Origin of the sequence: Micromonospora sp. NBC_00421, assembly GCF_036017915.1 — a bacterium.
Taxonomy (GTDB): Bacteria; Actinomycetota; Actinomycetes; order Mycobacteriales; family Micromonosporaceae; genus Micromonospora.
In genome coordinates this window covers 4,197,412-4,222,158 of record NZ_CP107929.1, presented here as the reverse complement: position 1 = coordinate 4,222,158, position 24,747 = coordinate 4,197,412, and the positions used below count along the sequence as shown (strand labels likewise).

20 protein-coding genes are annotated in these 24,747 nt (G+C 72.6%); 14 read left to right on the top strand and 6 right to left on the bottom strand.

The features are described from left to right. Positions 1-157 precede the first annotated feature (157 nt). Positions 158-1,522, bottom strand: a complete 1,365-nt coding sequence (locus OHQ87_RS17495; RefSeq protein WP_328339149.1) for a CAP domain-containing protein — start codon at positions 1,520-1,522, stop codon at positions 158-160. 375 nt (positions 1,523-1,897) lie between these two features. Here OHQ87_RS17495 and OHQ87_RS17490 point away from each other — a divergent pair, with 375 nt between their 5' ends. The 3 genes from OHQ87_RS17490 (at position 1,898) to OHQ87_RS17480 (ending at position 6,641) form a co-directional block, all read left to right on the top strand. Then, a complete protein-coding gene (locus OHQ87_RS17490; protein WP_067305353.1) occupies positions 1,898-2,092 on the top strand; it encodes a hypothetical protein in 195 nt (64 codons plus the stop codon). Between the two features lie 323 nt (positions 2,093-2,415). Then, positions 2,416-6,024, top strand: a complete 3,609-nt coding sequence (gene smc, locus OHQ87_RS17485; protein ID WP_328339147.1) for a chromosome segregation protein SMC — start codon at positions 2,416-2,418, stop codon at positions 6,022-6,024. Beyond that, positions 6,024-6,641: an HAD family hydrolase gene (locus OHQ87_RS17480; RefSeq protein WP_328339145.1), complete on the top strand. Its 618-nt coding sequence runs from the start codon at positions 6,024-6,026 to the stop codon at positions 6,639-6,641. Before smc ends, OHQ87_RS17480 begins: the two co-directional genes overlap by 1 nt. A gap of 90 nt (positions 6,642-6,731) precedes the next feature. Here the strand turns inward: OHQ87_RS17480 and OHQ87_RS17475 are convergent, their stop codons facing one another. From OHQ87_RS17475 to OHQ87_RS17455, 5 genes are all read right to left on the bottom strand, one after another. Next, positions 6,732-7,253, bottom strand: coding sequence for a DinB family protein (locus tag OHQ87_RS17475; protein ID WP_328339142.1), 522 nt, complete (start codon positions 7,251-7,253; stop codon positions 6,732-6,734). 69 nt (positions 7,254-7,322) lie between these two features. Beyond that, positions 7,323-7,814: a universal stress protein gene (locus OHQ87_RS17470; protein WP_328339140.1), complete on the bottom strand. Its 492-nt coding sequence runs from the start codon at positions 7,812-7,814 to the stop codon at positions 7,323-7,325. Positions 7,815-7,817: 3 nt separating this feature from the next. Continuing rightward, positions 7,818-9,437: an MDR family MFS transporter gene (locus OHQ87_RS17465; RefSeq protein WP_328339138.1), complete on the bottom strand. Its 1,620-nt coding sequence runs from the start codon at positions 9,435-9,437 to the stop codon at positions 7,818-7,820. Between the two features lie 116 nt (positions 9,438-9,553). Further along, positions 9,554-9,991, bottom strand: a complete 438-nt coding sequence (locus OHQ87_RS17460; RefSeq protein ID WP_328339136.1) for a MarR family winged helix-turn-helix transcriptional regulator — start codon at positions 9,989-9,991, stop codon at positions 9,554-9,556. A gap of 24 nt (positions 9,992-10,015) precedes the next feature. Further along, the gene (locus OHQ87_RS17455) at positions 10,016-11,728 is read right to left on the bottom strand and encodes a DUF7800 domain-containing protein (protein ID WP_328339134.1); all 1,713 of its coding nucleotides are present in this window, start codon (positions 11,726-11,728) and stop codon (positions 10,016-10,018) included. A 147-nt stretch (positions 11,729-11,875) separates the two neighbouring features. Here OHQ87_RS17455 and ftsY point away from each other — a divergent pair, with 147 nt between their 5' ends. The 11 genes from ftsY to OHQ87_RS17400 all read left to right on the top strand — a co-directional run bounded on the left by ftsY (position 11,876) and on the right by OHQ87_RS17400 (position 24,688). After that, complete coding sequence (gene ftsY / locus OHQ87_RS17450; protein WP_328339132.1) at positions 11,876-13,057, top strand: signal recognition particle-docking protein FtsY; 1,182 nt, start codon at positions 11,876-11,878, stop codon at positions 13,055-13,057. A 7-nt stretch (positions 13,058-13,064) separates the two neighbouring features. Beyond that, complete coding sequence (locus OHQ87_RS17445; RefSeq protein ID WP_328339130.1) at positions 13,065-13,928, top strand: aminoglycoside phosphotransferase family protein; 864 nt, start codon at positions 13,065-13,067, stop codon at positions 13,926-13,928. 325 nt (positions 13,929-14,253) lie between these two features. Continuing rightward, entirely contained in the window at positions 14,254-15,666 is a 1,413-nt protein-coding gene (locus tag OHQ87_RS17440; RefSeq protein ID WP_328339128.1) for an ammonium transporter, read from the top strand. Positions 15,667-15,690: 24 nt separating this feature from the next. Then, a complete protein-coding gene (locus OHQ87_RS17435) occupies positions 15,691-16,029 on the top strand; it encodes a P-II family nitrogen regulator (protein WP_067307311.1) in 339 nt (112 codons plus the stop codon). Between the two features lie 13 nt (positions 16,030-16,042). Continuing rightward, on the top strand, positions 16,043-18,367 hold the full coding sequence (locus OHQ87_RS17430) for a [protein-PII] uridylyltransferase (protein WP_328339124.1): 2,325 nt from the start codon (positions 16,043-16,045) through the stop codon (positions 18,365-18,367). Positions 18,368-18,589: 222 nt separating this feature from the next. Continuing rightward, positions 18,590-20,146, top strand: a complete 1,557-nt coding sequence (gene ffh / locus OHQ87_RS17425) for a signal recognition particle protein (protein ID WP_328339123.1) — start codon at positions 18,590-18,592, stop codon at positions 20,144-20,146. 69 nt (positions 20,147-20,215) lie between these two features. Beyond that, on the top strand, positions 20,216-20,401 hold the full coding sequence (locus OHQ87_RS17420) for a hypothetical protein (RefSeq protein WP_328339122.1): 186 nt from the start codon (positions 20,216-20,218) through the stop codon (positions 20,399-20,401). Between the two features lie 3 nt (positions 20,402-20,404). After that, entirely contained in the window at positions 20,405-20,794 is a 390-nt protein-coding gene (locus tag OHQ87_RS17415) for a Uma2 family endonuclease (protein ID WP_328339121.1), read from the top strand. Positions 20,795-20,812: 18 nt separating this feature from the next. Then, on the top strand, positions 20,813-21,892 hold the full coding sequence (locus OHQ87_RS17410) for an amidohydrolase family protein (RefSeq protein ID WP_328339119.1): 1,080 nt from the start codon (positions 20,813-20,815) through the stop codon (positions 21,890-21,892). A gap of 640 nt (positions 21,893-22,532) precedes the next feature. Beyond that, complete coding sequence (gene proS, locus OHQ87_RS17405; RefSeq protein ID WP_328339117.1) at positions 22,533-23,939, top strand: proline--tRNA ligase; 1,407 nt, start codon at positions 22,533-22,535, stop codon at positions 23,937-23,939. A 101-nt stretch (positions 23,940-24,040) separates the two neighbouring features. Further along, positions 24,041-24,688: a DUF402 domain-containing protein gene (locus tag OHQ87_RS17400; protein ID WP_328339115.1), complete on the top strand. Its 648-nt coding sequence runs from the start codon at positions 24,041-24,043 to the stop codon at positions 24,686-24,688. Positions 24,689-24,747: the final 59 nt, after the last annotated feature.

Sequence of the window (24,747 nt, the reverse complement as noted above, 5' to 3'; positions counted from 1 at the left end):
CAGGCGACCCGCCGCGCGTCGCGGACGCTGGCAGCCGGATCCGCATCGGCAGCTCCCGGGTCCCGTGCGGTGCCCGCCGCACTCCTCACCCGGTCAAACGAACGCCCTCCGGTGACGACGCGGTCACGTCGTCACCGGAGGGCGTGGCCGTCCCCGGTCAGCGCGGGGCGGCGAAGTCCTGCGTCCAGTACGGCCCGTTGCTGCTGGCCACGCCGACGCCGATCTCGGTGAACGCGCAGTTGAGGATGTTGGCCCGGTGCCCGGAGCTGTTCATCCAGGCGGCCATCACCGCGGCCGGGGTCTGCTGGTTCCAGGCGACGTTCTCGCCGTAGGTGCGCCAGGTGTAGCCGGCCCGGTCCAGCCGCTGGCCGGCGTTGCTGCCGTCGCTGCCGGTGTGCGTCATGCTCTCGTGGTCGGCCTGGTCCTGGCTGTGCCGTTGGGCGGCGAGGGTCAGCTTGTCGTCCACCGTGACGGCGGCGCAGCCGGCCTTGGCCCGCTCGGCGTTGACCAGGTCGACGACCTGCTGGGTCTGGCTGCCACCGCCGCCGCTCACCGCGGCCCGGGTGGTGGTCGCCGCGGTGGGGATGGCGCCACCCCTGGTGGTCTGCCGGGAGGCCGCCTGGGTCCGGCTCGGGGTGGGGGTCGGCGTGGCGGTCCGGCTCGGCGACGGGCTCGGGGACACCGTCGACGGGCTCGGTGACGCGCTGGGGGAGGCCGGGGCGGCGGTGGTGGCGCTCGGCGCGGCGTCCGGGATGACCGGCGCGGTGGCCACCGGCTCGTCGAGGGCGGCCCGGTCGGCGGGCCCGTCGTCGTCGGGCAGCAGCAGGGCGCCGATACCCAGGCTCACCACCAGGGTAGCCGCGGCGGCGGCCCCACCGATGAGCAACGGGCGCTTCGACCGGCGGCGCGACCGGGTGCGGTCGGTCGCCACCGGACGCCCGCCGACCGGCACGACCGCCGGGGTGAGCGCGGTGGCGTCCCGGTCGAGGTCGGCGGGCACCGGCACGGCGGCGGCCCGGTACGCCTGCGGCCCGGCCTGTTCGCCCTGCCACGACCCGGTCTGTTCGCCCTGCCACGACCCGGCCTGTTCGTCCTGCCACTGCCCGGCCTGTTCGCCCTGCCATGATCCGGTCTGCCCACCGGTCCACTGCCCGGTCGGCTCGTCCCGCCACTGGTCGGTCGGCCCGGCCGACCACTGGCCAGCCTGCTCGTGGCGCCACTGCCCGGTCGGTTCCGTCGGGTGCTGGCCGCGCGGGACACCGGCCCAGGGCTCCCCGGGCGACGCGGAGGGGGTCGGACCGGAAGGGTCGACCCAACGGTCCGGCGTGTCCTCGAAGTGCCGGGCGGAGGCGTCGACCGCACCGGAGTCCGGCTGCACCGGCCCGTCCTGCACCGGCCCGTCACCGAAGAGGTACGCCGAGCGGGGCTCGGGGCGGTCGGTCAGCCAGGCCGGGTCGTCCGCCGACGGCTGCGGCCGTCGGTATGCGGCGTCCGGGTCGTTCGGATCGGTCCAGCCGTACACGCCTGTCGCCTCCACGGGTCGGTTGCGGGCCGGGGTGACGCTACGGCGGCGACGACAACAGCGGCAACGTGGCTAAGGAAGAGTTAAGGCGGGACAGGCGTCCAGGGTCACCGTACCCGTTTCCGAAGGCGTAGAGTCAAGAAGTCCGGACAGAGAGTGTCCGAGCCTTGCGGCCCCCGGTGTAAGTGGTCAGGGTAGGCGTGGAGATGATCTACGGCCTGCGAGAACTTGACGAACGGCGGGTTATCGCTCAATATATAGGTGTCGCCAGTCGCGCCCAGCCACGCCCGGATCTCAGTGGCCTGGTAGTAGTCGCGAACACGAAATGGGCGCGCGTTGGCCGGCTTTTCCGGCAGCGCATATCAAGGAGTCAGCATGGCGAAGGCCCTCTACGGCCACGTAGGTGCAGCGCCCGACCGGCGTCTGCTCGACGAGGTCACCCGACTGCGTTCCAGGGTGCAGGCCCTGGAGTTCGAGATCACGCGCCTGCGCGCCGACAACGATCGGCTCGCGGCGGCTGCGGCGGAGGTGGACGACCTCCTCCGGCTGGCCGAGCCGGCGCTCACCTGATCTTCGGATCCGCAGAAAACTGAACAGCACCACCGCGAAAAAGCGCGCCGTCACTTCTGTGCCGGCGCGCAGTGCTGTCTCCGACATAATTCCCGATCGCCAATTCGCGATCTTGGCGCCCGATGTGGCACGGCGCACCTGATCATTTCCCGACGGACGGGGCGCACCGGCCGGCCCCACCGGCGCGGGCGGGGACGCGCGGGCACCGCGGAGCCGGGGCGGGTCGCGTGCCGGCCACCACGTACCGACGGGTTAGTCTGCGGGTTCACCAGGTCCGCGCAGCCCGCGACGCCTGCGGTGGTCACCGGACGAGGATCGAGAAGGTGCATCTCAAGAGCCTGACGGTGAAGGGGTTCAAGTCCTTCGCCTCCGCCACGACGTTGAAGCTGGAGCCGGGGATCACCTGCGTGGTCGGCCCGAACGGCTCCGGCAAGTCCAACGTCGTCGACGCCATCGCCTGGGTGCTGGGCGAGCAGGGCGCCAAGGCGCTGCGGGGCGGCAAGATGGAGGACGTCATCTTCGCCGGCACCGCAGGGCGGGCGCCGCTGGGTCGGGCCGAGGTCACCCTCACCATCGACAACACCGACGGCGCGCTGCCGATCGAGTACACCGAGGTCTCCATCACCCGCCGGATGTTCCGCTCCGGCGAGAGCGAGTACGAGATCAACGGCGACTCCTGCCGGCTGCTCGACATCCAGGAGCTGCTCAGCGACTCCGGCATCGGCCGGGAGATGCACATCATCGTCGGTCAGGGTCGGCTCGACGGCATGCTGCACGCCAAGCCGGAGGACCGCCGCTCGTTCATCGAGGAGGCGGCCGGCGTCCTCAAGCACCGCAAGCGCAAGGAGAAGGCGCTGCGGAAGCTCGATGCGATGCAGGTCAACCTCAACCGGTTGACCGACCTCACCGCCGAGCTGCGCCGCCAGCTCAAGCCGCTGGGCCGGCAGGCCGAGGTGGCCCGCCGGGCCGCCGCCATCCAGGCCAACCTGCGCGACGCCCGGCTCCGGCTGCTCGCCGACGACCTGCACACCCTGCGGGCCACCCTGGACAAGGAGATCGCCGACGAGACGGCGCTGCGGGAGCGACGCGAGCAGATCGAGGGCGAGTACGCCGAGGTCCAGGGCCGCCTCGGCGAGCTGGAGGCGGCGCTCGCCGAGGACGCGCCGCTGCTCGCCGCCGCCCAGGACACCTGGTACAAGCTCTCCGCGCTCTCCGAACGGTTCCGCTCGGTGGAGCAGCTGGCCCGGGAACGGCTGCGCCACCTCAGCGCCACCGGCGACGACGAGCGCCCCGGCCGTGACCCCGACCAGTTGGACGCCGAGTCGCTACGGGTCCGCGAGCAGGAGGAGGAGCTGCGCGCGGCGCTCACCGACGACCAGATCCGGCTCGCCGAGGCGGTCGAGCACCGGCAGGAGCTGGAACGCCAGCTCGCCGCCGCCGAACGGGAACTGGTCGCCGCAGCCAAGGCGATCGCCGACCGGCGCGAGGGGCTGGCCCGGCTGACCGGTCAGGTGAACTCGGCGCAGGCCCGCACCACAAGCGCCGGTGAGGAGATCGACCGGCTCGCCGCCGCGCACGCCGACGCCCTGGCCCGCGCCGACCAGGCCCAGGCCGAGCTGGACACGGTCGCCGAGCAGTCCACCGAGGCCGACCGGGACAACGCCGAACTCGACGACCGGCACGCCGAGGCGGTGGCCGTCCACGAGCGCGCGCAGGCCACCGTCCGGGCGCTGACCGACACCGAGCGGGCCGCCGAGAAGGACGCCGCGACCTGGAAGGCCCGCGAGGAGGCGCTCGCCCTGGGCCTGCGCCGCAAGGACGGTGCCGGGGCGCTGCTGGCCCGCGCCGACGAGGTGCCCGGCCTGCTCGGCAGCCTGGCCGGGCTGCTCACCGTCGCCGCCGGCCACGAGGCGGCGCTCGCCGCCGCGCTCGGCGGGCTCGCCGACGCGGTCGCGGTCAGCGGGGTAGACGAGGCCGTCGAGGCGATGCGGCTGCTGAAGATCTCCGACGCCGGCCGGGCCGGCCTGCTGGTCGGCAGTCCCGCCGGCCCCGGCATGACCGGTCCCGCCGACGCGCTGCGCCCCCGGCTGCCGCAGACCGCCCGGTGGGCGCCCGACCTGGTGGAGTGCGCCCCGGAGCTGCGTCCCGCGGTGCACCGGGCACTACGCGACGTGGCGCTCGTCGACGACCTCACCGCCGCCGCCGAGCTGGTCGCCGGCAACCCGGAGCTGCGCGCGGTCACCCCGGACGGCGACGTGGTCGGGGCGTACGCGGCGGCCGGCGGGTCGGCCAAGGCGGCCAGCTTCATCGAGGTGCAGGCCGCCGTGGAGGAGGCCCGGACCAACCGGCTCACCGCCGAGCAGACCGGTGCCGAGCTGCGTGAGCAGCTCGTCGACGCGCGTGCCGAGGTGGCCGCCGCGAAGGAGGCGGTGCAGCACGCCGCCGCCGCGAAACGGGAGGCGGAGAGCCACCGCAACGCCGCCGCCCGGCGGCTGGCCGAGCTGGGCGCGGCGGCCCGGTCGGCGAAGGCGGAGACCGAGCGGCTCGGCGAGAGCCGTTCCCGCGCCGAGGCGGCCCGGGAACGGGACCTGGCAGCCCTCGCCGAGCTGGCGCAACGGCTGCGGCTCGCCGAGGACACCCCGATCGACGCGGAACCCTCCACCGAGGAACGGGACCAGCTCGCCGCGATGGTGCCCCGGGCCCGGCAGAACGAGATGGAGGTCCGGCTCGCGGTGCGTACCGCGGAGGAGCGGGTCGCCTCGATCGCCGGCCGGGCCGACTCGCTGGCCCGGCAGGCCACCGCCGAGCGGGCGGCCCGGGAGCGGGCGGCGGCCCGGCGGGCGGCGCGGACCCGGGGCGCGGCGATCGCCCGCGCCGTGGTCGGCGGCGCCCGCGAGGCGCTGACCCGGCTCGGCACCTCCATCGCGCGTGCCGAGGAACACCGCGACGCGATCGCCCGCGAACGCGCCGCCCGGGAGGCCGAACTCCAGGAGGTACGCGGCGCGGCGAAGCGGCTCGGCGCGGAGCTGGAGCGGTTGACCAGCCAGGTGCACCGGGACGAGGTGGCCCGCGCCGAGCAACGGCTGCGCATCGAACAGTTGGAGGCCAAGGCCGCCGAGGACTTCGGCCTGGACGTGGAGACCCTGGTCGCCGAGTACGGCCCGGCGCAGCCCGTCCCGCCGACCCCGGTGGACGTCGCGGCGGCCGAACGCGACGGCCTGCCGGTGCCCGAGCCGGTCCGCTACGAGCGGCCGGTGCAGGAGAAACGGGCCGCCAAGGCGGAACGGGAGCTGGCCCTGCTCGGCAAGGTCAACCCGCTCGCGCTGGAGGAGTTCGCCGCCCTGGAGGAGCGCTTCAAGTTCCTCTCGGAGCAGTTGGAGGACCTCAAGGCCACCCGGCGTGACCTGCTCACCGTGGTCAAGGACGTCGACGAGCGGATCCTGGAGGTCTTCGCCAGCGCGTTCGAGGACACCGCCCGCGAGTTCGAGCAGGTCTTCACCGTGCTCTTCCCCGGCGGCGAGGGCAGGTTGATCCTCACCGAACCCGACGACCTGCTCACCACCGGCGTGGAGGTGGAGGCCCGGCCGCCCGGCAAGAAGATCAAACGGCTGTCGCTGCTCTCCGGTGGCGAGCGGTCGCTGACCGCGGTGGCGATGCTGGTGGCGATCTTCCGGGCCCGGCCCAGCCCGTTCTACATCATGGACGAGGTGGAGGCGGCCCTCGACGACGTGAACCTGGGTCGGTTGATCACCCTGCTGGCCCAGCTGCGGGAGAAGAGCCAGCTGATCGTCATCACCCACCAGAAACGGACCATGGAGATCGCCGACGCGCTCTACGGCGTCACCATGCGCAACGGCGTCACCCAGGTGATCAGCCAACGGCTCAACCGGACCGACGACGAACGGTCCGACCGAACTGAGGAGAATCAGTAGTGGCACGGGAACGGCCGACGGCACTCCTGCTCGACTTCGACGGCGTGCTGCGGCACTGGGACCCGGCGGTGGCCGCCGGCATCGAGCGGGAGTACGGCCTCTCCGCCGGGGTGCTCGGCGAGATCGCCATGCACTGGGGGCGGCTCCAACCGGTGCTGACCGGCCAGGTCAGCCACGCCGACTGGGTGTCGAGCGTGGCCGACGCGCTGACCGAGTCGGTCGGCCCGGACCGGGCGCGGGCGGCGGTGGAGCAGTGGCAGCGCTACCGGGGCGAGGTCGACGCCGACGTGCTGGCCTTCGTCCGCGAGGCGCGGGCCGCCGGGATCCGGGTCGGGCTCGGCACCAACGCCACCGACCTGCTCGACACCGACCTCGCCGAGCTGGGCCTGGTCGGCGAGCTGGACGTGGTGGTCAACTCCTCGGTCGTCGGGGTGCACAAGCCGGCCAAGGAGTATTTCCAGGCGGCCTGCGCGGCGTTGGTGACCCCACCGGCCCGGGTGCTCTTCGTCGACGACGAGGACTGGGCGATCCGGGGTGCCCGGGCGGCGGGGCTGTCGGCGTACCGGTGGAGCGGGCCGGAGGGGCTGCGCTACCTGCGGGCGGCGCTGGCCTACTGACCCGGCGCCCGGTGGGCCGGCCGGGGTGGCGGTGCCCGCCGGGCGGGTCGGCGACCGGTGGGCCGGTCCCTGCGGACGCCCGCACCGGGGTCACTCGCCGGTGACGCCGTCGAGGCGTTCCCGGAGCAGGTCGGCGTGACCGTTGTGCCGGGCGTACTCCTCGATCAGGTGGAGGTAGACCCAGCGCAGGCTGAAGGTCCGCTTCTTGGCATGGACCTCGGTGAACGTCTCGTCGAGCGAGCGGCCGACGGTGGCAGCCCGGGCCAGGGCGACCTGCTCGTGGTAGGCGGCGAAGTCGGCCTCGGCGTCGGCGTGGCTGACGTCGAGGTCGGCGCGCGGGTCGTCCACGGAACCGTACGGGTAGTCGACCTGCTGCCCGGCGAAGTTCTCCCGGAACCACCAGGACTCCACCTCGCCCAGGTGCCGGACCAGGCCGAGCAGGGTCAGCGCCGACGGCTCCACGCTCGGGGTGCGCAACTGCGCGGCGGTCAGCCCGGCGCACTTGAGCAGCAGGGTCTGCCGGGGGTAGTCGAGCCAGCTCTCCAGCATGGCCCGCTCGTCGCCGACGGGGAGTTCAGGGGTCCGGGTGATCTCCGGTGCTCGCCAGGTCATGCCGGGCATCCTCGCCCGCCGGTCCGACATTCCGCGACAGGTATTCGCCGCCGCACCGCATGCCCGCGGTCAGGGGACCACGAGGACCGGCCAGCGGCCGGCGCGGACCAGTCGGGTGGCGACCGAACCGACCAGCCGGTGCCCGGCCTGCGCGGAGGAGCCGACCACCACCAGGTCCGCCCGGGACTCGTCGGCCGCCGCGCGGAGTTCGGCGTACGCGTCGCCGCGCCGGCACAGGAACGTCACCGGCAGCCCGAGTTCCTCCGCGCCCCGGCGGCACTCCTGCCGCAGCTCGGAAGTGAGTTCGTCGTGGGTCTGCTGGACCGCACCGGCCACCACCCCGGACATCAGCGCGGTGTAGGCGACCGGGGCGCTGACGAAGACCACCACCAGCCCGGCGCCCTGCCGGCGGGCCAGCCCCGCCGCGTACGACGCGGCCCGCAGCGAGGTCCGGCTGCCGTCGACGCCGACCAGCACGACCCGGGGCCCGTCGGTGCCCCGCTCGAACTCCAGCGGGCGGGCCTGCGGGCCGTACTGCTCGCGCTCGACGGGGGTGCTCACCGGTCAGTCCCGGGTCCCGGTGCGCACCACCGCCGCGCCGCCGCCCGCGACGACGGTGGACTCCTGGTCGACGGTGTCGGTCAGGGCGTCGCCGGTGTGCTGGCGCAGCGGGATCTCCTTGATGAAGATCACCGCGATCAGGGCGATCAGCCCGAACGGGGCGGCGGCCAGGAAGATGTCACCCGCGCCGTGGCCGTAGGCGCTCTCCACCACGGTGCGGATCGGACCGGGCAGACTGTGCACGTCCGGCAGCACACCGCCGCTGCCCGAGCCGGTGCTCGGAATGCCAAGCGCGGCCAGGCCGTCGGCGATGTAGTCCTTGACCCGGTGGCCGAGCACCGCGCCGAGCACGGACACGCCGACCGCGCCGCCGAGGCTGCGGAAGAACGCCACCACCGAGCTGGCCGCGCCGAGTTCGTGCGTGCCGACGGTGTTCTGCACGGCGAGGACGAGGTTCTGCATGGTCATGCCGAGGCCCAGGCCGATCAGCGCCATGTAGATGGCGAGGTGCCAGTACGGGGTGTCGTAGCGGATCGTGCCCATCAGCGCGAAGCCGGCGGTGAGCAGCGCCGACCCGGCCACCAGGTAACGCTTCCAGCGGCCGGTGTTGGTGATGATCCGGCCGACCACGGTGGAGGAGACCAGCAGCCCGAGGATCATCGGCATGGTCATCAGGCCGGACATGGTGGGGGTCGCGCCCCGGCTGATCTGGAAGTACTGGCTGAGGAAGACCGAGGCGCCGAACATTCCCACGCCGACGGCGATGCTGGCGACGACGGCGAGGGTGATGGTCCGGTTGCGGAACAGCCGGGGCGGGATCATCGGCTCGCTGGCCCGGTTCTCCACCCGGACGGCGAGCACACCGAGGGCGACCGCACCGGTCACCATGACGGCGCTCTGCCAGGAGAGCCAGTCGTACTTGTCGCCGGCCAGGGTGACCCAGATCAGCAGCAGCGACACGGCGGCGGTGATCAGGGTTGCGCCCCACCAGTCGATCTTCACCTGGCGCTTGACCACCGGCAGGTGCAGGGTCTTCTGGAGCACCACCAGGGCGGCGATGGCGAACGGCACGCCGACGTAGAAGCACCAGCGCCAGCCCAACCAGGAGGTGTCCACGATGACGCCGCCGATCAGCGGGCCGCCGATGGTGCCGAGGGCCATCACCGCGCCGAGGTAGCCGCTGTACCGGCCGCGCTCGCGGGGCGCGATCATCGTTGCCATGATCACCTGGGCCAGGGCGGTGAGGCCGCCGGCGCCGACGCCCTGGAGCACCCGGCAGGCGATGAGCTGCTCGGTGGACTGGGACAGGCCGGCCAGCACGGAGCCCAGCACGAAGATGGTGAGGGAGAGCTGGACCAGGATCTTCTTGCTGGTCAGGTCGGCGAGCTTGCCCCAGATCGGGGTGGTGGCGGTCGTCGCCAGCAGGGTCGAGGTGACCACCCAGGTGTAGGCGGACTGCCCGCCCTTGAGCTCGGTGATGATCCGCGGCAGCGCGTTGGAGACGACCGTGGAGGAGAGGATCGCGACGAACATGCCAAGCAGCAGTCCGGAGAGGGCCTCCAGGATCTGCCGGTGGGTCATCTCGACGCCGGTCGCCCTGGTGGGCGCTGTCGCCTGGGTCATCGTTGCTGCCTCCGGTGGTGAAAAGGGTGCCTCGGGCAACCGTAAGCTTTTGTTGCCTCAAGCAACAACCGGACGTGACGAGACTCTATTCCGCCCGGGGAAGCGGGCGCGGCGGGTCAGAAGGTCTCGTTGAACCGGTGCATGAGGCGCGCGAACTCCTCGACGTCCCGCTTGGGCCACTTCTCCATGGACCTGTTGATCTGGTCCATCCGGGCCGCCCGGGCCGCGTCGAACCGCCGGGTGCCCTCCTCGGTCAGCCGCAGCTGCGCCGCCCGCCGGTCGGCCGGGTCCGGATCGCGGCGCACCAGGCCCAACACCTCCAGCCCCTGGATCTGCCGGCTCAACGTGCCCTTGCCGATGCCCAGCAGCACGGCCAGGTCGGTGAGCCGGGTGGAACCGGACCGGCGCAGCCAGAGCAGCAGGCCGTAGGCGTTCGGCTCCAGGTTGGGGTGCACCTCCCCGGCGATCTCCCAGGACAGCGCCCGGCCCCGGCGGAGCAGCGCCGCCAGTTCGTGCTCCAGCACGCGCAGCGTCTCCGGCAGATGATCGTCCACGGGGCAAAGGTTACGTGCCGTTCGTCACTTCGCCGAGGAAAGTTGCTGTCTGGCAACTTCCCGCAGGTGCCCGTCGCTTGTGGTGCCCTCGATCAGCACCTCGGCGTCCCGCCCGGTGTGACGCAGCGTGCTCACCGCGTTGCCGAAGTACGGGCCGGCCAGCTTCTTCCAACGCACCGTCGGACGGCGTACCCCGGCGGACCGGGCCAGCGCCCGGGTGGCCGCCGCCGGCCCGGAACTCCAGCCCAGCTTCATCAGCGGACGCATCGCCGCCGGCACCTGGTTGTGGATCGGCGAGCAGGTGAGCTGGTGCACCGGGGTACGTACCGCCGGGTCGTCGAACCGGGCCCGGGCCACGTACGAGTGGTGCACGTCGCCGGAGAGCACGCTGATCGACGCCGGCGCCGGGTAGGCGGGCCCGGCGCCGACCCGGTCCCCGGGGGTGCTCGGTCCGCCGCTGCCCAACCGGGCGAAGAGCGCGCCGAGGGCGTCGAACGAGCGGCGGAACGCGGCCCAGTGCTCCAGGTCGAGGGCGCGGCGCAGCTTCTCGGCGAGCCCGGCCACCCACGGTCGGCCGGAGTCGGCCAGCTTCTCGTTCCACGCCTCCACGTGGTGGATGCCAGGCGGCAGCAGCCAGGGCAGCGACGCCCCGATCACCAGGTGGTCGTAGACGCCGTGGGCCCGGTCGAGGAACCAGGACCACTCGCCGGCGGGCAGCATCGCCCGGCTGCCCGGTTCGAGTACCCGGCTGCACCTGTTGTCCAGCATGACCAGCCGGGTCCGGCCCAGGTCCAGCGCGTAGCTCCACTGGTACTGCACGGCCCGCCAGCGCTCGGTGTCGTGCGCCTCGTCGGCCTCCCTGTCGACCCGCTCACCGAACTCCCGCAGCACGTCGGTGGCGTCCCCGGCGGCGACCACCTTGGCGTAGATCGGGTCGGCGGCGATCTCGTCCGGGGCCAGGTTGCCCAGGTGCTGGTAGACCCAGTAGGAGGCGAGGCCGCTGCGGATCCGCTCGGCCCACCAGGCCTGAGCGCGCATGTCGGCCCGCCACGACCGGGAGGTGTTCCAGTCGTCGATCACCTCGTGGTCGTCGAAGATCATCACGTTCGGCACGGTGGAGAGCAGCCAGCGGATCTCCGGGTCGCGCCACGACTCCAGATAGAGCTTGGTGTACTCGTCGAAGCTCACCACCTGGTCGGCCGGGGCGTCCTGCGGCCGCCGCCGACGCCGCTTGAGCAGGCGCTTGACCGTGGGCGACGTGACGTCGGCGTAGACCTGGTCACCGAGGAGCACCAGCAGGTCGGGCAGGTCGTCCGGGTCGGGCGCGGCCATCAGCCGCCGGGCGTACGCGTCCAGCGCGTCCGGGGGCAGCCGGCGGGCGGTGTTGTGCTGGGTGGTCTCCCGGCACGACCCGAAGATCAGGCTGACCGGCTGGTCCCGGTCGTCGGCCGCCCTGGTCCGGATCACGCTGGGCGGGAAGCCGTCCCGGGCCACCGGCCAGACCAGCTCGTCGTCGACAAGCACCTCGTAGCTGGTGGCATGGTCCGGGGTGAGCCCCTCCACCACCACCAACGCGTAGTGGTGCTCGTACGCGGAGAAGGTCGGCGCGGAGCCGGAGGCGCCGTCGGCCGTGCGGACGGTGACCACCGCGGGCCCGCTCGTCTCCACCCACACCGTTGCCCGGGTGCCGACGACCCGGCGCAGCAACGGGCCGATGAGCAGACGCGGCTCGGGCATGGGTGGCACCTCCGAGGAGAAGACGATTCATCTTTTCTACCCGTGGGCGGGTGGGTCACCCCCGGCAGCGGCGAGCGTACCCGCAGCTCGCTCGGGTCCGGAGGCGGTGAGTGGGACGCCGTCGCCGGCATCTGACAGGATTTCGGCATGACGGACTACCTCCTCGTCGCACTGGCCCTGCTCGGTGTGCTGATCCTCGGCGGCCTCGGCCTGGTGGTGCCCCGGCTGCGCCGGCGGGCCGAACCCCCGCTGCCGCAGACCGAGGTCGACACCCGGGCCGAGGAGGAGCTGGCCGGGCCGCCCGTCGAGGCGGCGGAGTCCGACCTGTCCACCGGTGTCCTGGTCGAGCCGCCGATGGTCGAGGCCCCGCCGCTGGAGGTCCCCGAGCCGACCGCCGGCCGGCTGGTCCGGCTGCGGTCCCGGCTGGCCCGCTCGCAGAACGCCTTCGGCAAGGGCCTGCTCGGCCTGCTCGCCCGGGACCACCTGGACGAGGACGCCTGGGAGGAGATCGAGGACAGCCTGATCACCGCCGACGTCGGCATCGACGCCACCCGGGACATCGTCGACCGGCTCCGCGAGCGGACCCGGGTGCTCGGCACCCGCTCCGCCGGTGAGCTGCGCGATCTGCTCGCCGCCGAGCTGGTCAACGCCCTCGATCCGGGCCTGGACCGGTCGCTGCGCACCACCGGCCGCGACGGCCTGCCGGCGGTACTGCTGGTGGTCGGGGTCAACGGGGCCGGCAAGACCACCACCTGCGGCAAGATCGCCCGGGTGCTGGTCGCCGACGGGCGCTCGGTCACCCTCGGCGCGGCCGACACCTTCCGGGCCGCCGCCGCCGACCAGCTGGAGACCTGGGGCGGCCGGGTGGGCGCCGAGACGGTCCGGGGCGCGGAGGGCGCCGACCCGGCCAGCGTGGCCTTCGACGCGGTCCGCCGGGGCATCGACGCCGGCACCGACACCGTGCTCATCGACACCGCCGGCCGCCTGCAGAACAAGATCGGCCTGATGGACGAGCTGGGCAAGGTCAAGCGGGTGGTGGAGAAGCACGGCCCGATCGACGAGACCCTGCTGATCCTGGACGCCACCACCGGGCAGAACGGGCTGGAACAGGCCCGGGTCTTCACCGAGGTGGTCAACGTGACGGGCGTGGTGCTGACCAAACTCGACGGGACGGCCAAGGGCGGCATCGTGATCGCCGTACAGCGCAAGCTCGGTATCCCGGTCAAGCTGGTCGGCCTCGGCGAGGGCGCGGACGACCTGGCCCCGTTCGACCCGGCGCAGTTCGTCGACGCGCTGCTCGGCACCGAGCCGCTCTCCCGGGACGCGTAACCTCGCGGTGAGCAACGACGATCGCGCGTACGCCGGGTGGCGTGACCCCCGCCATGCGGCACCGGGCCTGGGGAGACCGTACGTGACCTCGCAGGAGATCCCGCTGCACGGCGGGAACGTGAGCACAGTGGTCCGGGTCGGCGACACCGTCCGGCGTAACGCCGGCCCGTGGACGCCCTCGGTACACGCCCTGCTGCGCCACCTGGAGTACGTCGGGTTCACCGGCGCACCCCGGGCGCTGGGCATGGACGAGCGCAACCGGGAGGTCCTGTCCTACCTCGAAGGGGAGTGCGGGGAATATCCGCTGGCCCCGCACTGGGTCACCGACGAGGCGCTGGTGACGGTGGCCACCATGCTGCGGATGTTCCACGACGCCCAGTACGGGTTCGCCCCGCCGCCCGGCGCGGTGTGGCGCTCGTTCGGGCCGCCGCCGCCGGACACCGAGGTGATCTGCCACCACGACGCCGCCCCGCACAACGTGATCTGGCGGCCTGACGGCACCCTCGGCCTGATCGACTTCGACCTCGCCTCGCCCGGCGCCCGGATCTACGACGTGGCGTACGCGGCCTGGACCTGGGTGCCGATCTTCGCCGACCGGGACTCGATCACGCTCGGCTGGAAGAACCCGGACCGGCCGCGCCGGCTGCGGCTCTTCGCCGACGCGTACGGGTTGATCCCCCGGGACCGGCACCGGCTGATCCGGACCATCCGCAAGCGGGTCGTCGACCACGTGGAGGGCATCCGCCGGATGGCCGCCGCGGGCGAGCCGGCGTTCGTCCGGATCGTGCACAAGGGTCACCTCCGTCGCCCGATGCGCGATCTGCGGCTGCTCGACTACGAGCGGCACGCCCTGGAACACGCCCTGCGCTGAGCTCAACCCCCCTCCTGCGCGCGAGGAGCCCTGCACACCCCGCGCGAGCCGGGCCCGGTAGCCCCGCGCGCCGACCACCCGGAGCACCCCTCCGAGCAGTCGCCATCGGGGAAAGAGTGGCCGTTCGGTACCGAACGGCCACTCTTTCGTTTTCCGATTCTCATGATCGAGGTTCTTCACACGCCGGAAACAACCCGTCACGTGTCGGAAATCGAGGGGGGTCGGTGCAGGAAACAGCGGCCCACCAAGCTCTCGGCCAACCGGCGTACGGGCGACGCTGCCCCGGAAGCCGCGAAGGAGGGAACTTCACCTTTAGGAGGCCAGCGTGCCTGAAGCACCGACGATCGACGGCGGCAACACCGTTTGGCTGCTGGTTTCGACCGCTCTCGTGCTGCTCATGACCCCGGGACTGGCGCTGTTCTACGGCGGCCTCAACCGGGCCAAGGGCGTGCTCAACATGATGATGATGAGCTTCTCCGCCATCGGGCTCATCTCTGTTCTGTGGTGGTTCTACGGTTTCAGCATTGCCTTCGGGACCGACGTCAACGGTTTCTGGGGCGACCCCGGTGCGTACCTCGGCACCAAGACCTTCCTCGCCGAGACCGACCTGTGGGGTGCCACGGCGGAGAACCCCAGCGGCATCGGCGTACCGCTGTACGTGTTCATGGCGTTCCAGATGGTCTTCGCGGTGATCACCGTCGCGCTGATCAGCGGGGCGATCTCCGACCGGGCCAAGTTCGGCGGCTGGCTGCTGTTCGCCTTCGGCTGGGCCACCCTGGTCTACTTCCCGGTCGCCCACTGGGTGTGGGGCGGCGGCATCATCGGCGCCAAGATCCACGCGTTGGACTTCGCCGGTGGCACCGCGGTGCACATCAACGCCGGTGCGGCGGCCCTCGCCGTCGCCCTGGTGCTCGGCAAGCGGCTGGGCTGGCCCCGTGAGGGTATGAAGCCGCACAACATCCCGCTTGTCGCGCTCGGTGCCGGTCTGCTCTGGTTCGGCTGGTTCGGCTTCAACGCCGGGTCGGAGCTGACCGTCGACTCGGTCGCCGGGTTGGCCTTCATCAACACCCAGCTCGCCACCGCCGCGGCGGTGCTCGGCTGGATCGCGGTGGAGTGGATCAAGGACAAGAAGCCGACCATGGTCGGTGCCTCGTCCGGTGCCGTCGCGGGTCTGGTCGCCATCACCCCGGCCTGTGGCTTCATCGCCCCCTGGGCGGCAGTCCTGCTCGGCATCGTCGCCGGTGTGGTCTGCGCGCTGGCCATCAGCCTGAAGTACAAGCTCGGCTACGACGACTCGCTCGACGTGGTCGGCGTGCACTTCGTCGGCGGTTGGATCGGGTCGCTCTGGCTCGGCCTGTTCGCCACCAACTCGGTCAACGCCGCGATCAGCGACGTGGTCGGCGCCTCCGACGGCCTGTTCTACGGCGGCGGCGTGACCCAGTTCGGCCGCCAGGCCCTCGCCGGCCTGATCGTGACCGTCTGGTCGTTCGGTGTCGCCTGGGTGCTCGCCTTCGTCATCGACAAGACCCTCGGTTTCCGGGTCAAGGCCGACGACGAGGTCGAGGGCATCGACATCAGCGAGCACGCGGAGAGCGGTTACGACCTCTCCCCGAGCACCGGCGGTGCCGGTGGTGGGGCGTTCGCGATGGCCGGGATCACCCCGGGCGGCGCGAAGTCGGCCTCCCCGGAGGCCCCCGAGCCGGCCACCGCGCCGGTGGACGAGAAGGTCGCCGGTTAAGTTCGGAGAATGGAGGGCTTGGACATGAAGCTGGTGACCGCGGTCATCAAGCCGTACCAACTGGACGCGGTGAAGGAGGCCCTGCACGCCCTCGGCGTGGCCGGGCTGACCGTCAGCGAGGTCCAGGGGTACGGGCGTCAGAAGGGGCACACCGAGGTCTACCGGGGTGCCGAGTACACGGTCGAGTTCCTGCCCAAGATCCGGGTCGAGGTGCTCACCGACGAGATGGACGTCGACAAGGTGGTCGACGCGATCGTGGCCGCCGCCCGGACCGGCAAGATCGGCGACGGCAAGGTCTGGGTGACCGGTGTGGAAGAGGTCGTCCGGGTCCGTACCGGCGAACGCGGCCTCGACGCCCTGTAGGAGGACCCACCAGATGACCTCGTCGATCAAGAGGAATGCGTCGGGCGACACCGGCGACGGGGACGCAAACCTCTTGGTCGACGGGGTCGTCCGGGTGCCCGGGGGGATCGGGGAACCGGCCCGGGTGACCCGGGCGGGGGCGTTCGACACGTGGCTGCGGGGGTTGCTGCCGGGGCGGGAGGGCATCGCGCTGGTCGCCGTCGGTGGCCTCGGCCGTCGGCAGTGCGCCCCGTACGGCGACCTCGACCTCGTGCTGCTGCACGCCGGGGTGGCCGGGGTGGACGAGTTGGCCGCCTCGCTGTGGTATCCGATCTGGGACGCCGGGGTCCGCCTGGACCACTCCGTGCGTACCCTCGCCGAGGCGTTGTCGGTGGCCCAGGACGACGTCAAGGTCGCCCTCGCCCTGCTCGACGCCCGGTTCGTCGCCGGCGACCCCAGCCTCGCCGACACCCTCGTCCGCACCGCCACCGACCACTGGCGGCGGACCGCCGTCCGTCAGCTGCCCGCCCTGCGGGAGATCACCGAGGTGCGCTGGCGTACCCACGGCGAGCTGGCCTTCCTGCTCGAAGGCGACCTCAAGGAGGCCGCTGGCGGGCTGCGTGACGTGGGCATCCTGCGGGCCATCGCCACCGCCGGGATCACCGACGCGCTGCGTCCCGCCGTCCGCGCCGCCCACCTGCGGCTGCTGGACACCCGCGACGCCCTGCACCAGCAGGTGGGCCGCCGGGTCGACCGGCTGGTCGCCCAGGAACGCGCCGGGGTCGCCGCGCTGCTCGGCCTGCGCCAGCCGGCGTCCGAGGCCACCGACGCCGGGGCACGGGCGGAGTCCGGCGACGGCGACGCCCTGCTGCGTCGGGTGGCCGGTGACGCACGCACCGTCAGCCACGCCCTCGACGACGCCTGGCGGGCCGCCGACCGCCTCCGCTCCGGCCGCCGCCGGGGTGCCGACGGCCGGCCGCTGCGCCGGCCGGTGGCCCGGGACGTGGTCGAACACGACGGGGAACTGGTGCTCGCCCGGACCGCCATCGGGGCCCGCCCCGACCCGAGCCTGTCGCTGCGGATCGCCGCCGCGGCGGCCAGCACCCGGCTGCCGATCGCCCGCGCCACCTGCGAGTGGCTGGCCGCGTACTGCCCGCCGCTGCCCGCGCCCTGGCCACCGGCCGCCCGGGCCGCGTTCGTCACCCTGCTCGGTGCCGGCCCCGGCCTGGTGCCCGCCTGGGAGACCTGCGACAGGTACGGCCTGATCGACGGTTGGCTGCCCGAGTGGACCCGGCTGCGCAGCCTGCCCCAGCACAACCCGGTGCACCGGTTCACCCTCGACCGGCACCTCGTGCAGACGGCCCACGAGGCGAGCCGGCACACCCGCGACGTCGAGCGCCCGGACCTGCTGCTGATCGGCGCGTTCCTGCACGACATCGGCAAGGGGCTGGGCGGCGACCACTCGACCGTCGGTGCGCCGCTGGCCGAGGCGGTGGCGACCCGGATCGGCCTGCCCGCCGAGGAGGCGGGGCTGATCGGCACGCTGGTGCGGCTGCACCTGCTCCTGCCCGACGTGGCCACCCGGCGCGACCTGTCCGACCCGAAGACGATCGCCGGGGTGGCCGAGCGGGTCGGTGACACCACCACGTTGGACCTGCTGCACGCCCTGGTCCGGGCCGACGCCGCCGCCACCGGCCCGGCGGCCTGGTCGGACTGGAAGGGTCGGCTCGTCGCCGAACTGGTCTCCCGGGTACGCACCGCACTGGACACCGGCGCGCTGCCCGCGCCACCGGCTCCGGATCCGGCGCTGGTGGCCGGGCCGCTACCGGCCGTACACCTGACCGAGGAGGTGGTGGCGGTGGCCGCCGCCGACCGGCGTGGGCTGCTCGCCACGGTGGCCGGTTGCCTGGCCCTGCACCGGCTTGAGGTGCTCGCGGCCGACGCCTCCACCGTCGACGGCCGGGCCCTGGTGGAGTGCCGGGTGCAGCCCCGCTACGGGCTGGCCCCGGACCCGATCGCGCTCAGCACCGACCTGCGGCGCGCGGTCAACGGTGACGTCTCGGTGACCCAGCGGCTGCGGGGGAGGGCCCTCGCCGCGCGGGCCGAGGGGGCCGCTCCCCGGGTGGTGTGGCACCGGGAGGCGGCCACCGACGCGGTGCTGCTGGAGTTGCGCGCCGCCGACGCCGCCGGCCTGCTCTACCGGGTGACCTGCGCGTTGGACGAGGCCGGGGCGCAGGTCCGGGCGGCCCGGATCTCCACCCTCGGTGGCGACGTGGTGGACGCCTTCTACCTGGTGGGCGGCTGGCCCGACGACGCCGAGCGGGCCCGGTTGGAAGCGGCGGTGCTGGCCGCCGTGTGAGTGCGCGGACGGGGCGGCCGGCGGTGCGGGTGGATGGGTGGGGATGCTGTGGAGCTGATGACGTCGACGGATCAGGGCGGTCCGGGCGGTGGCTGGGCGGGCCGGAGCGCGGTGGCTGGGCGGGGCCGGAGCGCGGTGGCGGGTGGCGGGCTACCCTAGCGGTGGCTGGACTTCTGCCCGGCCGCGTTGTGCCCGCCGGAAAACGACAAACGGGATGTTCGCGTGTTTGACACCTTGAGTGACCGCCTGTCCGGAATCTTCACCAAGCTCCGCGGCAAGGGCCGGCTCACCGACGCCGACATCGACGCCACCGCGCGCGAGATCCGCCTCGCGCTGCTGGAGGCGGACGTCGCGCTGCCGGTGGTCAAGGGATTCATCGCGAACGTCAAGGAGCGGGCCCGCAGCGCGGAGGTCTCCCAGGCGCTCAACCCGGCCCAGCAGATCGTCAAGATCGTCAACGACGAGCTGATCAACGTGCTCGGCGGCGAGGGGCGACGGCTCCAGTTCGCCAAGCAGCCACCGACGGTGATCATGCTGGCCGGTCTCCAGGGTTCGGGCAAGACCACCCTGGCCGGCAAGCTGGCCCGCTGGCTCAAGGCCCAGGGGCACCAGCCGCTGCTGGTCGCCGCCGACCTGCAGCGCCCCAACGCCGTCGGGCAGCTCCAGGTGCTCGGTGGCCGTGCCGGCGTCGAGGTGTACGCCCCGGAGCCCGGCAACGGCACCGGCGACCCGGTGCAGGTCGCCCGCGCCTCGATCGAGCACGCGAAGCGGGCCGCCCGGGACATCGTCATCGTCGACACCGCCGGCCGGCTCGGCATCGACGCCGAGATGATGCAGCAGGCCGCCGACATCCGCGACGCGGTCGACCCCGACGAGGTCATCTTCGTCATCGACGCGATGGTGGGTCAGGACGCGGTCCGTACCGCCGAGGCGTTCCGCGACGGCGTCGGCATCACCGGTGTGGTGCTGTCCAAGCTCGACGGTGACGCCCGGGGTGGCGCCGCACTGTCGGTGCGGGAGGTCACCGGCCAGCCGATCCTCTTCGCCTCCACCGGCGAGAAACTGGAGGACTTCGACGTCTTCCACCCCGACCGGATGGCCAGCCGGATCCTCGGCATGGGCGACGTCCTCACTCTGATCGAGCAGGCCGAGCAGGCCTTCGACTCCGATCAGAAGGAGAAGATGACCGCCAAGCTGATGGGCGGTGAGCAGTTCACCCTGGAGGACTTCCTCGACCAGCTCATCGCGGTGCGGCGGATGGGCCCGATCGCCAACGTGCTGGCCATGATGCCCGGGATGGGGCAGATGAAGGACCAGCTCGCCGAGCTGGACGACAAGCACTTCGACCGGGTCACCGCGATCATCAGGTCGATGACCCCGGCCGAGCGGACCAACCCGAAGATCATCAACGGATCCCGGCGGGCCCGCATCGCCGGTGGCTCCGGGGTCACCGTGATGGACGTCAACCAGCTGCTCAACCGCTTCGCCGACGCACAGAAGATGATGAAGCAGATGGGCGGCATGATGGGCCTGCCCGGCGGGGGTCGCCGCAAGGCCACCAAGTCGCCCAAGAACAAGCGCAAGGGCACCAAGGGTGGCAACCGGCCACGCGGTGGTGCGGGGGCCGGGCTGCCGGGCGGGTTCCCCGGTGGCATGCCGCAGCTTCCCCCGGGGATGGACCCGGGAGACCTGGCCGGGGGTCAGGGCCTGCCGCCGGGCTTCAAGCTGCCGAAGATCGACTTCAACAAGCTCGGCAAGGGCGACAACCGTCCCCGCTGACGCGTGTCGGTGGCGGTGGGTGACGATTCCGGAGCCTAGGGTGGTTGCCGCCCCCTGGAAGGAGATGTCATGACCGCGGCCCCGATCCTGCCCGAACGGCACGAGTGGACGGTCGACGACCTCGGCGACCTGCCGCAGGACCTTCCGTACGAACTGATCAACGGAAGGTTGATCGTGCCGTCGCCGACTGCCATGCACCAAGAGCTGTGTGTCGAGCTGCTGCTTGCGCTTCGAGTCAACTGCCCGCCGGAGTAGCTGGTGAGCTTCGACCTGTCGATGCGGGTGGACCGCCGCAACGAGCCGCGTCCCGACGTGGTCGTCATTCGTCGCAAGCACGCCGGCCGATCGCCGGTCCCGGTCGAGGACGCACTGCTCGCCGTGGAGGTGGTCTCGCCCACCTCCACCTTCCGCGACATGTACGACAAGGCGAAGGTCTGCGCGCACGCCGGTGTCCGGTCCTACTGGGTGCTCGACCCGCTCCAGGACCGGCTCACGCTCACCGAGTACACGCTCGGTGCCAACCGCGAGTACGAGCAGGTCACCCACACCGATGACCTCTTCGTCACCGAGCAGCCGTGGAAGGTCTCCGTCGACCTGCCGGCGTTGACCGCCCGGAAGAACGACCTGCTCGCCCCCGACGGGCAGTGATCGGGTAGGACTGTGCGCATGGCTCTGCATGTGCGCGGTGTGCTCCTGCCCGAAGACGAGGTACGCGACATCTGGCTCGACGCCGACCGGGTCACCTTCGACCCGGTGCCCGGGGCGGAGACGGTCGTCGACCGTGGATTCGTGCTGCCCGGTCTGGTCGACGCCCACTGCCACCTCGGCATCGCCCGGGGCGGCACCCCGATCACCTCCCTCGACCAGGCCCGGAAATCGGCCCGTACCGACCGGGACGCCGGGGTGCTCGCGCTGCGGGACGCGGGCTCGCCGTACCCGTACCCCGAACTCGACGACGAACCGGAGCTGCCGCGACTGGCCCGCGCCGGCCGGCACGTGGCCCCGCCGAAGCGCTACCTGCGCGACATCGGTCTGGAGGTCGACGCGGCGGAGGTGGCCGCGACCGTGGCCGCGCAGGCCGCCGCCGGGAACGGCTGGGTCAAACTGGTCGGCGACTGGATCGACCGCGGCGTCGGCGACCTCGCGCCGGCCTGGGACGCCGACACGATGACCGCCGCGGTGGCCGCCGCACACGCCGCCGGGGTACGCGCCGCGGTGCACACCTTCAGCGAGTCGGCGGTGGAGATCATGGTGCGGGCCGGGGTGGACTCGGTGGAGCACGGCACCGGACTGAGCCTCGACCTGATCGACCTGATGGCCCGGCAGGGCACCGCGCTGGTCCCCACGATGATCAACATTCGGACCTTCGGCGGCATCGCCGACCGGGCCCGCCCCCGGTTCCCCGGGTACGCCGACCACATGCTCGCCCTGCGGGACGGCTTCCCTGCCGTGGTCCGCGCCGCCCACGAGGCCGGGGTGCCGATCTACGTGGGCACCGATGCGGGCGGCGGCATCGACCACGGACTGGCCGCCGAGGAGATGCTGCTGCTGCACGAGCAGGCCGGCATGTCGGCGGTGGACGTCCTCGCCGCCGCCTCCTGGCGGGCCCGGGAATGGCTCGGCTTCCCCGGCCTTGTCGAGGGTGGGCTGGCCGACCTGGTCGTCTACCCGGAGGACCCGCGCCGCGACCTGAGCGTGGTGCGCAACCCCTCCCGCATCATCCTGCGCGGCCGGGTGGTCCGCTGACCCCCACCCCCACCCCACTCCCACCCCCGCCCCCACCCCCACCCCACTCCCACCCCACTCCCACCCCACTCCCACCCCACCCCCACCCCACTCCCACCCCGCCCCACTCCCACCTGCCGCTCCCCACGCCGCGGTCCCACCGTCCACCTGCGGTTCCCGCCCGTCACCCCCGCCGCCCGCCGTCCCCTGCCCGCCGCCTGCTGCCCGCGGGCAAGATCGTGCTCGATCCGGGATGTCAACACCGTTGCGTTAGGTGGAACGGCTGTTCGTCAACCAGCGCTGCCTCGCCGATCATGGAGTTGTGGTGGGTGACAGAACGCCTGTAAAACCCCCAAAGTCGGCACCACCACTCCATGATCGCCAAGCGGGCCCACCCCGCTCCCCGATCTGGCACTTCCTGTCCCGGGTTGACCAGCCGCCCACGGCGTTAACGCAACGGCGTTGTCCGGGATGTTTCCGGGATGTAGTGGCCTCGCGGCTCGGGGATGCCACTACATCCCGGAAGTAGCACGATCTTGTCGTGGGGTGTGGGGCGGGGGAGCGTCAGGGGCGGGGGAGCGGGGCGGTTCGGTGGGTGGGATGTGGGTGATGTCGCGCCCGAGCGCGTCGTCCCCGGGCGGGGCGCATAGGATCTGCGGTCATGGCTCGTGTGCTCACTCCCCGTGCGGAGGACTTTCCCCGCTGGTACCAGGACCTGATCGCCAAGGCGAAGCTGGCCGACAACGGCCCGGTCCGGGGGACCATGGTCATCCGTCCGGCCGGCTATGCCATCTGGGAGCGGATGCAGGCCGAGATGGACGCCCGGATCAAGGCGGCCGGCGCGGAGAACGCGTACTTTCCGCTGTTCATCCCGGAGAGCTACCTCAAGCGCGAGGCCGAGCACGTCGAGGGCTTCTCGCCGGAGCTGGCGGTGGTCACCCACGGTGGTGGCAAGCAGCTCGCCGAGCCGGTGGTGGTGCGCCCCACCAGCGAGACGGTGATCGGCGAGTTCATGGCCAAGTGGATCGACTCGTACCGCGACCTGCCGCTGCTGCTCAACCAGTGGGCGAACGTGGTCCGTTGGGAGCTGCGCCCGCGGATCTTCCTGCGGACCAGCGAGTTCCTCTGGCAGGAGGGGCACACCGCCCACGCCACCCGGGAGGACGCGCGGGCCTACGCCCGCAGGATCCTGCACGAGGCGTACGAGGATCTGATGGTCAACGTTCTGGGCATCCCGGTGGTGGTCGGGCTGAAGACCGCCCGGGAGCGCTTCGCCGGGGCGACCGCCACCTACACCTGCGAAGGCATGATGGGTGACGGCAAGGCGCTCCAGCTGGGCACCAGTCACGAGCTGGGGCAGAACTTCGCCAAGGCGTTCGACATCAGCTACTCCTCGGCCGAGGGTGGCCGGGAGCACGCCTGGACGACCTCCTGGGGCACCTCGACCCGGATGCTCGGCGGCCTGATCATGGCGCACGGCGACGACAACGGTCTGCGGGTGCCGCCGAGGCTGGCCCCGATCCAGGCGTACGTCATGATCGTCAAGGCGGGCGACGGCGTGGGCGAGGCGGCGGCCACGCTGCGCGACGCGCTGCGCGACGCCGGCGTCCGGGTGGCGCTCGACGACCGCACCGACACCGCGTTCGGCCGCCGGGCCGTCGACGCCGAGCTGCGCGGCTATCCGGTACGCGTCGAGGTCGGCCCCCGTGACCTGGCCGCCGGCAACGCGGTGGTGGTCCGGCGTACGGACGGCTCGAAGGCGCCCACCCCGGTCGCGGACGTGGTCGGCGCGGTCCTGGCCGCCCTGGAGGCCGACCAGCGGGCGCTGCACGACCAGGCGCTCGCCCACCGACGTTCCCGGACCGTCGAGGTGTCGACCCTCGCCGAGGCGATCGAGGCGGCCGCCACCGGCTGGGCCATGGTGCCGTGGTCGGCCGTCGGTGTCCCGGGCGAGGCCGAGGCCAACGGCCAGGGCGTCACCGTCCGCTGCCTGCTGCGCGCCGACGGTTCCGTCCCGGACAGCGAGGACGAGCCGGACCTCGTCGCCATCCTGGCCCGCGCCTACTGAGCGACGTCGGCACACCCGTCGGACCGCCCTCCGCCCGCCGCGCACCGGTCGCGGCCAGTCGGTGGTGGGCGGGAGGCCCGCTCTGACCTGTGGAGGTGTGGGTGCGTTTCGAGCCAGGTCGGCTGATCATGCACCGGAACGTGCGGCACGGCCGGATCGGCTGGGTCCGACCGGCCCGGGTGGTCCTCGACGACGACCGGGGCCTGCTGCTCTGGGTGGCCCGGGACTCGCCGGTGGCGCACGAGGTCTCCGAGGCGGGGCTGGGCATGCGGGCGATGCCCTTCACCGAGTGGATCACCTCGTCCTACCGGCTGGCCCAGGGCCGGTGGGACGGTCCTCCCCTGCTGGAGTTCCTGCCCGCCGGGGCGGCCCACTCGGTCTGGTTCTTCCGCGACGCGCAGGAGCGCTTCGCCGAGTGGTACGTCAACCTGGAGGAGCCCGGTGTCCGGTGGGACGACGGGCCGGTGGCCGGGGTGGACGTTGTCGACCAGGACCTGGACGTGGTGGTCCGCCCCGACCTCGGTTGGCGGTGGAAGGACGAGGACGAGTTCACCGAGCGGCTCGCCTTCCCCGGCCACTACTGGGTGACCGACGAGAAGGCGGTCCGGGCCGAGGGGGAGCGGGTGATCGCCCTCGTCGAGTCGGGGGAGTTCCCGTTCGACGGCACCTGGTGTGACTTCACTCCGCCGGCCGACTGGACGCCCCCGGAGGGCCTGCCACCCGGCTGGGACCGACCGCCGGCGCGGTGAGTGTGTCGCTGCTCACATGAATCCCGGTCGGGTGGGCGCCGGCCGGGGTCGATGTGAGC

Excerpts from the sequence above, each read along its gene's own strand:
- OHQ87_RS17490 (WP_067305353.1), top strand. The coding sequence starts at position 1,898 with ATGGCGAAGGCCCTCTACGGCCACGTAGGTGCAGCGCCCGACCGGCGT.
- OHQ87_RS17475 (WP_328339142.1), bottom strand. The coding sequence starts at position 7,253 with ATGACCTGGCGAGCACCGGAGATCACCCGGACCCCTGAACTCCCCGTC.
- OHQ87_RS17465 (WP_328339138.1), bottom strand. The coding sequence starts at position 9,437 with ATGACCCAGGCGACAGCGCCCACCAGGGCGACCGGCGTCGAGATGACC.
- OHQ87_RS17455 (WP_328339134.1), bottom strand. The coding sequence starts at position 11,728 with ATGCCCGAGCCGCGTCTGCTCATCGGCCCGTTGCTGCGCCGGGTCGTC.
- ftsY (WP_328339132.1), top strand. The coding sequence starts at position 11,876 with ATGACGGACTACCTCCTCGTCGCACTGGCCCTGCTCGGTGTGCTGATC.
- OHQ87_RS17435 (WP_067307311.1), top strand. The coding sequence starts at position 15,691 with ATGAAGCTGGTGACCGCGGTCATCAAGCCGTACCAACTGGACGCGGTG.
- OHQ87_RS17430 (WP_328339124.1), top strand. The coding sequence starts at position 16,043 with ATGACCTCGTCGATCAAGAGGAATGCGTCGGGCGACACCGGCGACGGG.
- OHQ87_RS17420 (WP_328339122.1), top strand. The coding sequence starts at position 20,216 with ATGACCGCGGCCCCGATCCTGCCCGAACGGCACGAGTGGACGGTCGAC.
- OHQ87_RS17410 (WP_328339119.1), top strand. The coding sequence starts at position 20,813 with ATGGCTCTGCATGTGCGCGGTGTGCTCCTGCCCGAAGACGAGGTACGC.
- proS (WP_328339117.1), top strand. The coding sequence starts at position 22,533 with ATGGCTCGTGTGCTCACTCCCCGTGCGGAGGACTTTCCCCGCTGGTAC.